The sequence below is a fragment of the Rhodococcus sp. NS-SX18 genome, from assembly GCF_057367935.1.
In genome coordinates this window covers 2,071,271-2,083,814 of record NZ_CM170633.1, presented here as the reverse complement: position 1 = coordinate 2,083,814, position 12,544 = coordinate 2,071,271, and the positions used below count along the sequence as shown (strand labels likewise).

The following is a 12,544-nucleotide window of genomic DNA, read 5'->3' as shown; positions in this document are numbered from 1 at the left end:
ATTCTGCGGACTTTCCGGGTCCCGGAGGTGAACATCCGGTACCGGCGACGTGCGGTTCCGGCGCGTCCCCGCCGAACCGGCACAATGGACGAGCGAGAGGAACGGTGAGCAGAACCTATGAGTGACGAGCAGACCTTCTACGACGCGGTCGGCGGCGCCGAGACCTTCCACAAGCTCACGGCGCGGTTCTACGAGGAAGTGGCCAAGGACGAGATCGTCCGCCCGCTGTACCCCGAGGAGGACCTCGGCCCGGCGGAACGTCGCATGCGGATGTTCCTCGAGCAGTACTGGGGCGGACCACGCACCTACTCGGACGAGCGCGGGCACCCGCGGCTGCGAATGCGTCACCACCCGTTCCGGATCGGTCCGCTCGAACGCGACGCCTGGTTGCGCTGCATGCATACCGCCATCGCCTCGATCGATTCGCAGACGCTCGACGACGCGCACCGCCGCCAGTTGATCGCGTACATGGAGATGGCGGCGGACTCGATGATGAACTCGCCGATCTGACGACGGACCGGGGCGGCGACGTTCGAGTCGTGGCCCACCTGTCGGTTTGGCACTATGGGTGGCTGTGAGCACTCCCTCCGGCACCCCCGAACAACGCTGGTGGGCGGACGCCGTCTTCTACCAGGTGTACCCCCGCTCGTTCGCCGACTCCGACGGAGACGGCGTCGGCGACCTCGACGGGATCCGCGACAAGCTCGGATACCTGGAGCTGCTGGGAGTCGACGCGATCTGGCTGAACCCGGTGATGCGCTCACCGATGGCCGACCACGGCTACGACGTGTCCGATCCACGCGACGTCGACCCCCTGTTCGGCGACCTGGCCGCCCTCGACGCCCTGATCGAGGCCGCCCACGCACGCCGGATCCGGGTCGTGATGGATCTGGTGCCCAACCACACGAGCTCCGAACATCCCTGGTTCCGGGAGGCCCTGGCCGCCGCGTCCGACAGCCCCGCGCGGGCCCGATACCACTTCCGGGACGGACGCGGTCCGAACGGGGACCTGCCGCCGAACAACTGGCCGAGTGTGTTCGGCGGCCCCGCGTGGTCCCGCGTGACCGAGCCCGACGGCACCCCCGGCCAGTGGTACCTGCACCTGTTCGCGCCGGAGCAGCCGGACCTGAACTGGCACAACGACGAGGTGTTCGAGGACCTGGAGAAGACCCTGCGCTTCTGGCTCGACCGCGGCGTCGACGGTTTCCGCATCGACGTCGCCCACGGCATGGCCAAACCCGGCGGGCTCCCCGACTTCGACCACTGGGAACAGAACCGGCTGCTGCGGCACTTCGACGACGATCCCCGGTTCAACAACACGGAGGTCCACGACATCCACCGCCGGATCCGCTCGGTGCTCGACGAGTACCCGGACGCGGTGGCCGTCGGCGAGATCTGGGTGCACGACCATGTGCTGTTCTCCGAGTACCTGCGCCCCGACGAACTGCACCTGGCGTTCAACTTCCATCTGGCGCTCGCGAGCTGGGACGCCGCCCGGATCCGGGAGGCGATCGACACGTCGCTCGCCGCGGTCGCACCCATCGGCGGGATTGCGACGTGGACGCTGTCCAATCACGACATCGAGCGCGAGGTGACGCGCTACGGCGGCGGCCCGCTCGGGCGCGACCGCGCGCGGGCGATGATCCTCGTCGAGCTGGCACTGCCCGGGGCGGCCTTCCTCTACAACGGTGCCGAGCTCGGTCTGCCCAACGTCGACGACCTGCCCGAGGAAGTGCTGCAGGACCCGGTGTGGGAGCGGTCGGGGCACACCGACCGCGGCCGGGACGGGTGCCGGGTGCCCATGCCGTGGGAGGGCACCCGGCCGCCGTTCGGCTTCACCACCGCAGCGCAGACGTGGCTGCCGCAGCCGGACGCGTGGTCCGAGCTGACCGTCGAGGCGCAGCTCGAGGACGTCTCGTCCACTCTGTCGCTGTACCGGGCGGCGCTCGAGGCGCGGCGGCAACGGCCGGAGTTCGACGGCCCCGACGTGGAGTGGTACGGCAGCCCACCCGGATGCCTGGCCTTCCGCCGGCCCGGTGGGCTGATCTGCGCTCTGAACACCACCGAGCACCCGGTGGAGATGCCGCCGGGCACGGTGATCCTGTCCAGCGCGCCGCTCGTGGACGGACAGCTGCGCGGCAACTGCGCGGCGTGGCTGATCTGACGGCCCACCGCACGCCGGCGGGCGCAGTCGCCCTGGTGCTGGCGGCGTCCGCGCTGTTCGGGACGACGGGGACCGCGCAGGCCCTGGGTTCACGTGCGCTCGGCGCCCCGCTGGACGCCGTCGCGGTCGGGGCGGGCCGCATCGTGCTGGCCGGCACGGTGCTCGCCTTGTTCGCGTGGCCGCGCGGCCCGCTGTTCCCGCCGGGACGTCGGCTGCCGACGCTGCTCGGCGCCGGCGGCGTGGTGATGTATCAACTGGGATTCTTCACCGCGGTACAGACCGCGGGCGTCGCCGCAGGCACCATGATCGCGCTCGGGTCCGGGCCGGCGTTCGCCGGGCTGCTGCAGTGGCTGGTGTCCCGGCGCCACCCCGGCCGCGTATGGGCGGTGTCGACGGCGATCGCGGTCGTCGGGCTCGTCCTCCTCGTCGCCGGATCGGGCGACGGCGCCTCGGGGAGCGCCGGATCCGTCGCGGCCGGGGCCCTGCCCGCGCTCGCGGCCGGCCTGGGCTTCGCGACGTACACCGTCGCGGGTGCGGCCCTGCTCGCCCGCGGCGCCACCCCGGCCGGATCCATGGGTGCGATGTTCGGGGTGGCGGCGGTGCCGATGGCGGCGATCCTGTCGGCCCGGTGGCCGGGCGGGCTCGACAGCGTGGCCGGTGCGACGACCGTCGTCTATCTCGCCCTCGTCCCCACGGTCCTCGCCTACCTGCTGTTCGCACGGGGCCTGCGCCGGCTGACGCCGGCGGCGGCGGCAACGCTCACGCTCGCGGAGCCGGTGGTCGCGGCCGTGCTCGGCGTGCTGGTGCTCGGCGAGCGACTGGAGCCGGTGGCCTTCGCGGGGACGGTGGTCGTGGTCACGGCGCTGATGCTGCTGGGCCGGAACCTCGGCGGCGTCAGCGCACGCTGAGGCCGAGACCACCCCCGCGACGGAGGTAGACCGATCCGTAACGGGCGTCGAGCCGCAGCCACGTCGCCGTCGCCCGCACGCGCACCACCTCGGCCGGATCGATCCGGTCCAGGTCGATCTCCGCCGTCGCGCGGGCACCGCCCGTGGGCACGAACCCCATCGCGTTGAGCGCGAACACCAGCCGCATCGGCACCCCGGCCCGCTCGCCCCCACCGGCGACTTCGAGCACCTCCTGCGCGAGCAGCGACGACGGCGGTCCCTGTCCCTGCTCGCGACTGAGCGCGACGCCGCGCTGCGCGAGGTCCACGAGGATGCGGGCGGGAACGTCGTCGAGGTGGACGTATCCGGTTTCCGGGGGCAGCGCGCCGCGCCACACCGAGTCCATCGCCCACCCGGGATCCACCCCGTCGCCGCCGGCGGCGAGCAGGCCGGTGCGCAGCCCGTCCGCGGCGACGGTCGTGTCCGGCGGGGCGACCGTGCCGCGCAGCACCCGGACCGCGAGGGCGTCGAACCCGGTGTTCACCCACGCCGAGAGGAGGCCGTCGTGCCGTTGCCGCAGCCGCACCACGGCGGCCTCGTCGAGGCGGACCGCACGGGTGAGGAACGCGACGAGGTCGGCACGATCGGCCGGGTCCGGGACCTGCAACCAGCGTTCGGGTGTCGTCCCGGTCGCTCCGACGGCGTCAGTCACGACGCCACCGTTGCAGGTATTCGCGCTCGGGATCGGTGAGCCGGCGCAGCCGCTGGGTTCCGATGTCGAACGCCGCGATCTGGGTCGAGGCGACGACGGAGGGCGTGGCATCGGCCGGCGCGCCGCCGGGCCGGACCTCGTAGCCGATGGTGAAGTCGACCGCCCGCACCCGCTCGATCCACATCAGCACGTCCAGGGGGCTGTCCTCGTGCCGCAACTGGCCGCGGTACCGCACGTGCAGGTCGGCGATCACGGCGCCTTCCCGCAGGTTCACGGTGGGCCGGCCGTCGGCGAACAACCACGGGATGCGGGCCTCCTCGAGGAGGGTGACCATGCGCGCGTGGTTGATGTGCTGGAACGCGTCCATGTCGGACCAGCGCACCTCCACCGCGGTGTGGAACCCGAACTGCTCGGTCGCGTCGCTCACTGCGCGGTCCCCACGGCTCCACGGTGGTCGGCCCCGGCGTGCTTCAACGGTCTACCTCCTGTCGGGTGCGCCGGCGCGCACCATGCTCCTGACCTGACGCGCCGCCACGGACAGCGTCGCGAGGTCCAGGTTTCCAGACAGGAAGATCTCCTCGAGCGCCGACCTCGCGCGGCCGAGCCGCGAACCGTTGGTCAGCTCCCAGTCCTCGATCATCTCGCGGGTGCTCTCGCCGGGTTCGGACGTGGCGAGCACGTCGAGGGTGAGCGTGCGCAGCGACCCGTACAGCTCGTCGCGCAGGGCGAGCCGCGCCAGCGAGTGCCAGCGGTCGCCGCGTTCGAGGGCCGTCACCGCCGAGAGGAGCCAGTCGATTCCCATGTGGGCGTCCATCGCGTAGTACAGCTCGGCGACCTCGGCCTCGTCCCGTTCGGCGATGTCGGCGATGTCGATCACGTCCAGCAGCGGGAACTGGTCGAGGAGACGGAACACGTCCCACGTCAGCTCCTCGGGGGCGCCGCGCGCGAGCAGCGGCTCGGCGCGTTCCTTCAGGTCCTGCACGTGGTGCCCCTGCATCCACTCCCCCACCCTGGGGGCGAGCCGCGCGAACATGGCCCGATACCGGCTGATCTCGGCGCCGACGGCCAGAGGTTGCGGCCGGTTCGACAGCAGCCACCGCGACGCCCGGTCGAGGACGCGGTGCGATTCGAGCAGCAGGTCGTCGGCGACGGCCGTGGTCGTGTCGGCAGAGCGGATGCGGGCCCACACGCCGGGCAGATCGAAGATCTCGGTGACGGCGGCGTAGGCGCGGATGGCGTCGGTGCTCGATGCTCCGGCCTCCTCGGAGAGCCGGTAGACGTAGCTGATCCCGCCGTTGTCGACGGTTTCGTTGGCGAGGATCGTCGCGACGATCTGCCGGCGCAGTGGGTGGGAGCGGATGCCGGCGCGGAAGGGTTCGCGCAGTTGCCGCGGGAAGTAGCCGGGTAGCCGTCCGGCGAAGGTCTCGCTGTCGGGCAGGTCGGTGTCGAGCAGGTCGTCGGCGAGGGCGAGTTTGACGTGGGCGAGCAGGGTGGACAGCTCGGGCGAGGTCAGTCCCTCTCCTTCGAGGCGACGCCGCTCGATCTCGGCGTCGCCGGGCAGCGCCTCGAGGGACCGGTCGATTCCGCGTTCGGCGACGAGGTCGGCGATCAGCCGCTGGTGCACCGCGAGCATGGTGGGGGCGCCGGTGCGGGAGTAGCCGAGCAGGTTGTTCTGGGAAATGTTGTCCTCGAGGACGATTCGACCGACCTCGTCGGTCATGGATTCGAGCAGCGGGTTGCGGTCGGCGGCGTCGAGGGCACCGGCGGTGACCATCGAGTCGAGCAGGATCTTGATGTTGACCTCGTGGTCGGAGCAGTCGACCCCGGCGGAGTTGTCGATCGCGTCGGTGTTGATCTTGCCGCCGGCCCGGGCGTATTCGATGCGGCCGCGCTGAGTGACGCCGAGGTTGCCGCCCTCCCCCACCACCCGGGCACGGAGGGTGCCGCCGTTGACGCGGACCGCGTCGTTGCTCTTGTCGCCCACATCGGCATCGGTTTCGGGGGCGGCCTTGACGTAGGTGCCGATGCCTCCGTTCCACAGCAGGTCCACCGGGGCCCGCAGGATCGCGCGGATCAGTTCGGGGGGTGAAAGCTCGGTGACGTCGTCGTCGAGTCCGAGCACGCTCCGCACCTCGGCGCTGAGGGAAACGGATTTCAGGGAACGCTCCCACACCCCGCCACCGGTGCTGATCAGCTCCGTGTCGTAGTCGGCCCACGACGAGCGGGGCAGCTCGTACAGGCGCCGCCGCTCGGCGTACGAGGCGGCGGGCTCCGGGTCGGGGTCGAGGAAGATGTGCCGATGATCGAACGCGGCCACCAACCGGATGTGGGTGCTCAGGAGCATTCCGTTGCCGAACACGTCGCCGCTCATGTCGCCGATGCCGGCGACGGTGAAGTCCTCGCTCTGGGTGTCGACGCCCAGTTCACGGAAGTGCCGCTTGACGCTCTCCCAGGCTCCGCGGGCGGTGATGCCCATGGCCTTGTGGTCGTAGCCGGCGGATCCGCCGGAGGCGAAGGCGTCGCCGAGCCAGAACCCGTACTCGCGGGCGACCTCGTTGGCGAGGTCGGAAAAGGTCGCGGTGCCCTTGTCGGCGGCGACCACGAGGTACGTGTCGTCGCCGTCGCGGCGGACGACCCGCGGCGGCGGGACGGCCACGCCTCTCGCTCGGTCGAGGTTGTCGGTGACGTCGAGCAGACCGGCGATGAACCGCCGGTAGCAGGCCTCCCCCTGCGCGCGCACGGCCTGCCGGTCGGCGGCCGCATCGCCGGTCGGCGCGACCGGGCGTTTGACGACGAAGCCGCCCTTGGCGCCGACGGGAACGATGACGGCGTTCTTCACGGCCTGCGCTTTCGCGAGACCAAGGATCTCGGTGCGGAAGTCCTCCCGCCGGTCCGACCAGCGCAGGCCACCGCGGGCGACCGCGCCGAAACGCATGTGCACACCCTCGACGTCGGGGGCGTAGACGAACACCTCGAACTTCGGTCGCGGCTGGGGCAACTCGTCGATGCGGGTCGGGTCGAGTTTGAACGACAGGGCCCGGGCGGGTGCGGCGTCGGGGCGCGAGAGCGGGACGGCCCCGTCGTCGCTCGATACGAAGTAGTTGGTGCGCAACGTCGCCCGGATCAGGCCGAAGATGCCGCGCAGGATCCGGTCGGCGTCGAGACCGACGACGGCGTCGATCCGGCCGACCAGTTCGGCGGCGGCGTCCTGCTCGCGGTCGGCAGATGCCTCGTCCGGGTCGAACATCGCCTCGAACAGTTCGGCGAACAGCGCGGTGGTGTCCGGGTCCGCGAGCAGGACTCCTTCGATGCGGTACTGGCTGTAGGGGAAGCCGGCCTGCCGCAGGTACTTGGCGTAGGCGCGCAGCATCATGGCCTGCCGCCAGCCCATTCCGGCCCGCAGGACGAGTTCGTTGAACCGGTCCGGTTCCGACAGTCCGTGCCACATGGCGGCGAACGCCGCGGTGAAACGGGTGGTCACGCCCGGGTCGGGTTCGACGTCGACGGGCAGGACCAGCCCGAAATCGTAGATCCAGCAGCTCATCCGGTCGGCGCGGATGATCTGGTACGGGCGCTCGTCGAGCACCTCGACGCCGAGGCTCTGCAGCACCGGCAGCACCTGGCTGAGGGTGATGCCCTCGCTGCCGATGTAGAGCGTGAAACGCCATCGGCGCGGATCGGCGCCGGGTTGCCGGTACAGGAGCAGGTCGATGCTGCCGTCCCGCAGCGCCTCGAGACGGGCGATGTCGGCCAGCGCCCGGCTCGCGTCGAAGTCCTCCTTGTAGCCGTCGGGTAGCACCTCCGCGTAGCGCTGCACGAGCACGGGATCGACGGTGTGGTCGGTGGCGGCCAGGTCGGCGAGGTGGTCGTCCCAGCTGCGGCTGGCCTCGGCGAGCAGGGCCTGGATGCGCAGCCGATTGTCCTCGGAGGTGTCGATCCGCGGCAGTGCCTGCCCCGGTGGAGTCCGGATCGTCACGTGCAGCAGCGCCAGGTCGCCCTCGGTGACCCGGGCGGTGTAGTGGATGGCACCGCCGCCGTACTCGCGCAGCAGGATCTGCTGCATCGCGACCCGCACGCGGGTGTTGTAGCGGTCGCGGGGCAGGTAGATCAGGCACGAGACGAAGCGGCCGTAGGGGTCGACCCGCACGAACAGCCGGAGTTGCCGGCGCATCGCGACCACGGCGGTGACGGTCTCGTAGAGGGTCTCGGTGTCGGCGGAGAACAGTTCCACCCGGGGTAGTGCCTGCAGCACCTCGAGCATGGCCTGGCCGGTGAACGACGACAGTTCCACGCCGGCGAGGGCCACCACCTCCCGTACCCGGCGGGCCAGCACCGGGATGTCGAGCACGTTCTCGTGCAGCGCGGTCACGGCGAGCACACCGAGGAACCGGTGCTCGCCGACGACCCGGCCGTCGGGGTCGAGCACGGCGACGCCCACGAAGTACGGGTACACCGAGCGGTGCACCGTGGCAGGCAGGGACGCCTGGGTGAGCACCAGCAGCGGACGGTCGGCGGCCTCGACCGTTGCCGACATGTCGATCACGTCGTCGGCGGCCAGGTCGGAGCGCAGCACCCCGAGTCCGCTGCCCGGCACGGCGCGGGCACGGCGCGTCCCCGAGGCGTCGGCGACGACGTCGTAGCGCCGATAGCCGAGGACGGTGTAGTTGCCCCGCGCGAGCCAGCGCAGCAGCGCCGACGTCTCCCGAAGATCCTCCGCGGCGTGCCGCGGCGGCGGGTTCTCGGCGAGCGCGTCGAGTTCGGTGGCGAGATCGCGTTCCCGGGCGAGCATCTCGGCGGTGTCGGCACCGACCTGCCGGACGTCGGCGAGCACACCCCCAATCTCGGTGCCCACGGCATCGAGGGTGGCCTCGGCGGTGGCCGGATGCAGCTGGACGTGTATCCACGACTCGGTGACGAAGCCGGACGGGGGCGTGGTGTCGGCCACCATCTCGCGCAGGCCGCCGCCCGCGTCGCGCCGTACGGACACCACGGGATGGACCAGTTCGCGGATGGCGACGCCGAGCCGGGTCAGCAGCGCGATGACGGATTCGACGAGCAGCGGCATGTCGTCGGTGACGATCTGCAGGGCGGCGCCGATGTCCCATCGGTCGCCGGGCCGGTAGACGCGGGTCAGGACCGCGGCGTCACGTCGCTCCCGGCCGAGGTCCAGGTGGGCGGCCAGAGCCCGCTCCGGGGTGTCGACGGTGTCCGCGTAACGCCGGTAGCTGTCCTCGAGAGCGGAGGCCGCGAGCTGCCGGTTCGACGAAACCCCGTGGGGTGGGGCGGACTCGGCCATGGTGCTCACTCCCTCATTCGCTGCCGGAAACCGGCAGCGCCGCGGACAGGCTCTGGTGCGAGCCTATCCGCGGCGCCGGGTGTGAGGGGGGAATCCCGCGCCGGGTGGTCAGGCGACCGGCGCGGCGACGTACTCCTCGAGAACCGCCCGCTCGTCGGCGGACAGCGGCCGGGCGGTCTCGGTGTGCGGGTCGAACCCGACGAGCACCGCGTCCCCGGAGCCGCACGGATTGCCCTGCACGTCGGTGATCACGTGCCGCAGGGTGTACGAGCTGTTGCCCACATGCAGTACCGAGATGGCGACGGTGATCGGACCGGAATCGTCCTTGAGCGGACGCAGGAACTCCACGTCCATCTTCCGCACCACCACGGCGCCGCGCGCGAACGGGCCGCTCTGCAGGAACTTGATCCGGGCTTCCTGCATGTACTCCACGAACTTCGTGTTGTTGACGTGCCCGAGGCGATCGGAGTCGGCCCAGCGCACCTCCAGCGTGCAGGTGAAGGTCTTCCGCTCAGTCACGAGTGAGCTTCCGGTGGGTGACGCGGTGCGGACGCGCCGCGTCCGCCCCGAGCCGCTCGACCTTGTTGGCCTCGTACGACTCGAAGTTGCCCTCGAACCAGAACCACTTGCCCTCCTCGACGTTGCCTTCCCACGCGAGGATGTGGGTGCAGGTGCGGTCGAGGAACCAGCGGTCGTGGGAGATCACGACGGCACAGCCGGGGAACTTCTGCAGCGCGTTCTCGAGCGAGCTCAGGGTTTCGACGTCGAGGTCGTTGGTCGGCTCGTCGAGCAGGATCAGGTTGCCGCCCTCCTTGAGGGTCAGCGCCAGGTTCAGGCGGTTGCGCTCGCCACCGGAGAGCACCTCGGCCTTCTTCTGCTGATCCGGGCCCTTGAAGCCGAATGCGCTGACGTACGCGCGTGAGGGCATCTCGTTCTGACCGACCTCGATGTAGTCGAGCCCGTCGGACACGACCTGCCACACCGTCTTGTTCGGGTCGATGTTCGCCCGGGACTGGTCGACGTAGCTCAGCTTGACGGTCTCGCCGACCCTCACGGTGCCGGAGTCCGGCTTCTCGAGGCCGACGATGGTCTTGAACAGAGTGGTCTTGCCGACGCCGTTGGGGCCGATCACGCCGACGATGCCGTTGCGCGGCAGCGTGAAGGACAGGTCCTTGATCAGCACGCGGCCTTCGAACCCCTTGTCGAGGTGGTCGACCTCGACCACGACGTCGCCCAGGCGCGGCGGCGTCGGGATCTGGATCTCCTCGAAGTCGAGCTTGCGGAACTTCTCGGCCTCGGCGGCCATCTCCTCGTAGCGGGCCAGGCGGGCCTTGTTCTTGGTCTGGCGGGCCTTGGCGCCGGACCGGACCCACTCGAGCTCCTCACGCAGGCGCTTCTGCAGCTTCTGGTCCTTTTTGCCCTGCACCTCGAGGCGCTCGGCCTTCTTCTCCAGGTAGGTGGAGTAGTTGCCCTCGTACGGGTGCAGCTTGCCGCGGTCTACCTCACAGATCCACTGCGCGACGTGGTCGAGGAAGTACCGGTCGTGGGTGACGGCGAGGACGGCACCGGGGTAGCTCGCGAGGAACTGCTCGAGCCACAGCACCGACTCGGCGTCGAGGTGGTTGGTGGGCTCGTCGAGCAGCAACAGGTCGGGCTTGCTCAGCAGCAGCTTGCACAGGGCGACGCGGCGGCGCTCACCGCCCGACAGGTGGGTGACCGGCTCGTCCGGCGGCGGGCAGCGCAGGGCGTCCATCGCCTGCTCGAGCTGCGAGTCGATGTCCCAGGCGTTGGCGTGGTCGAGTTCCTCCTGGAGCTTGCCCATCTCCTCCATGAGCTCGTCGGAGTAGTCGGTCGCCATCAGCTCGGCGATCTCGTTGAACCGGTCGAGCTTGACCTTGATCTCGCCGAGGCCCTCCTCCACGTTGCCGCGGACGGTCTTGTCCTCGTTGAGCGGCGGTTCCTGCAGGAGGATGCCGACGGAGGCTTCGGGATCGAGGAAGGCCTCCCCGTTGCTGGGCTGGTCCAGCCCGGCCATGATCTTGAGGATGGACGATTTGCCCGCGCCGTTCGGTCCGACCACACCGATCTTGGCACCCGGGTAGAAGCTCATGGTGACGTCGTCGAGAATGACCTTGTCACCGTGCGCCTTGCGCACCTTCTTCATCGTGTAAATGAACTCCGCCATAGGTCCAGCGTATCGGGCCGACCCGCGGACACCACATCCCGGACGACCGGCCCGGTCCGGTGAGACCCGGAAGCGGGCCGGCTACGGGGCGAACAGCCGCGCCACGAACGGGGTGGTGTCGGGCAGGGAACGGGTCATGGTCGTGTTGTGCCCGGCGACGTACACCCGGTAGTCGAGGTCGGCACCCGCCGCCCGCAGGTCGGCGGCGAGCCCGGCCGACAACGGCGCGGGGACCATCGTGTCGTGGATGCCCTGGGCGAGGAACACCGGGCGGTCGTACCCGCTGGTCGGGACGCCCAGGTAGTCGGCGAACACGGCGGGGAAACGGCCCTCGGACAGCGGCCGCGCCGCCAGGTCGCCGACCCGGACGTCGCCGGCGAGCGCGTCGAGCTCGTTGTAGCAGAGTCGTTCGGCCGCATCGACGAACTCCCGCCCGGTGGGGGTCAGGTAGCTGTTCACGTCGAGGTCGGGATGGGCGGCGCGGAGTCCGGCGAAGATGTAGGAGCTGAACGCGACCAGACCTTCGAAACCCGGGTCGGCGAATCCGGGCCCGCCGAAGGGGAACAGCCGCTCGAGGTTGGACGGCGCCCCGGTGGTGACCGTGCCGCGAAAGTCGAGCTCCGGTGCGCGCGATGAGGCCCGGTGTGCGGTGTGCAGCGCCGCGTGCCCGCCCTGCGACTGACCGACGACGACCCACCGCGGCGACAGCGACGGCTCGGCGGCACGGCCCGCCCGCACGATGTCGACGACGCTGTTGGCGGCGCTCTGGCCGTCGAGGTAGGTGTGGATGCCGCCGGTGCCCAGTCCCGGGTAGTCGGCCGCGACGACGGCGTACCCCTGGGCGAGCCAGTGTTCGAGGTACGGGCGCTCGACGTCGGCACGCGGATTCCGCGACGGCGCGCAGTCGTCGCCGATGCCGACGGTGCCGTGGGCGTAGGAGATCACCGGGCGGCCGCCCTCCGGGGCCGGACCCGGAGGCAGGAACAGCACCCCGGTGCCCACGGCCGGTGCGCCGGAGCGCCACTCGGTGCGGTACGTGAGCCGCTGGGCGACCGCAGCGCCGGGCACCGACAGTTCGGGCGGCAACGGCTCGGCCGAGACGATCGTTCCGGGGCCGGGGTCGGCGGCCACGGGTTCGGCCCCGGCGACGGACGGGGTGAGCCCGCCCGCCAGCACCGCGCCGACCGCACACAGCGCCCACCGCCACCGCCTGGTCCGGCCCATGAAATCCTCCGCTCGTCCGACGCGCGTGCCGGTCGTCGGCAGGCACCACCTCGCACGTCGGTCCCCGACCGTCCGG

General features: G+C 70.9%; 9 protein-coding genes. 3 read left to right on the top strand and 6 right to left on the bottom strand.

From position 1 onward, the window contains the following. Positions 1–117 precede the first annotated feature (117 nt). From AC2IPW_RS09725 to AC2IPW_RS09715, 3 genes are all read left to right on the top strand, one after another. The gene (locus AC2IPW_RS09725) at positions 118–510 is read left to right on the top strand and encodes a globin (RefSeq protein WP_003937124.1); all 393 of its coding nucleotides are present in this window, start codon (positions 118–120) and stop codon (positions 508–510) included. A 64-nt stretch (positions 511–574) separates the two neighbouring features. Further along, positions 575–2,164 carry a glycoside hydrolase family 13 protein gene (locus tag AC2IPW_RS09720; RefSeq protein WP_486376775.1) on the top strand — a complete coding sequence of 530 codons (1,590 nt, stop codon included), beginning with the start codon at positions 575–577 and terminating at the stop codon, positions 2,162–2,164. Beyond that, the gene (locus AC2IPW_RS09715) at positions 2,152–3,072 is read left to right on the top strand and encodes an EamA family transporter (RefSeq protein ID WP_486376774.1); all 921 of its coding nucleotides are present in this window, start codon (positions 2,152–2,154) and stop codon (positions 3,070–3,072) included. Before AC2IPW_RS09720 ends, AC2IPW_RS09715 begins: the two co-directional genes overlap by 13 nt. On the opposite strand, the gene AC2IPW_RS09710 is transcribed toward AC2IPW_RS09715, so the two are convergent. The 6 genes from AC2IPW_RS09710 to AC2IPW_RS09685 all read right to left on the bottom strand — a co-directional run bounded on the left by AC2IPW_RS09710 (position 3,059) and on the right by AC2IPW_RS09685 (position 12,468). Beyond that, entirely contained in the window at positions 3,059–3,763 is a 705-nt protein-coding gene (locus AC2IPW_RS09710) for a DUF8010 domain-containing protein (protein WP_486376773.1), read from the bottom strand. The genes AC2IPW_RS09715 and AC2IPW_RS09710 overlap by 14 nt on opposite strands. Then, positions 3,756–4,190, bottom strand: a complete 435-nt coding sequence (locus AC2IPW_RS09705; protein WP_003937120.1) for an acyl-CoA thioesterase — start codon at positions 4,188–4,190, stop codon at positions 3,756–3,758. The genes AC2IPW_RS09710 and AC2IPW_RS09705 overlap by 8 nt, the downstream gene beginning before the upstream one ends. A 51-nt stretch (positions 4,191–4,241) precedes the next feature. After that, positions 4,242–9,059: an NAD-glutamate dehydrogenase gene (locus AC2IPW_RS09700; RefSeq protein WP_486376772.1), complete on the bottom strand. Its 4,818-nt coding sequence runs from the start codon at positions 9,057–9,059 to the stop codon at positions 4,242–4,244. Positions 9,060–9,167: 108 nt separating this feature from the next. Then, positions 9,168–9,578: an acyl-CoA thioesterase gene (locus AC2IPW_RS09695; protein WP_003937118.1), complete on the bottom strand. Its 411-nt coding sequence runs from the start codon at positions 9,576–9,578 to the stop codon at positions 9,168–9,170. After that, positions 9,571–11,244 (bottom strand): energy-dependent translational throttle protein EttA, encoded by a 1,674-nt coding sequence (ettA, locus tag AC2IPW_RS09690; RefSeq protein ID WP_486376771.1) that lies wholly within the window; start codon positions 11,242–11,244, stop codon positions 9,571–9,573. Before ettA ends, AC2IPW_RS09695 begins: the two co-directional genes overlap by 8 nt. 81 nt (positions 11,245–11,325) lie before the next feature. Continuing rightward, on the bottom strand, positions 11,326–12,468 hold the full coding sequence (locus AC2IPW_RS09685) for a lipase family protein (RefSeq protein WP_486376770.1): 1,143 nt from the start codon (positions 12,466–12,468) through the stop codon (positions 11,326–11,328). Positions 12,469–12,544 lie beyond the last annotated feature (76 nt).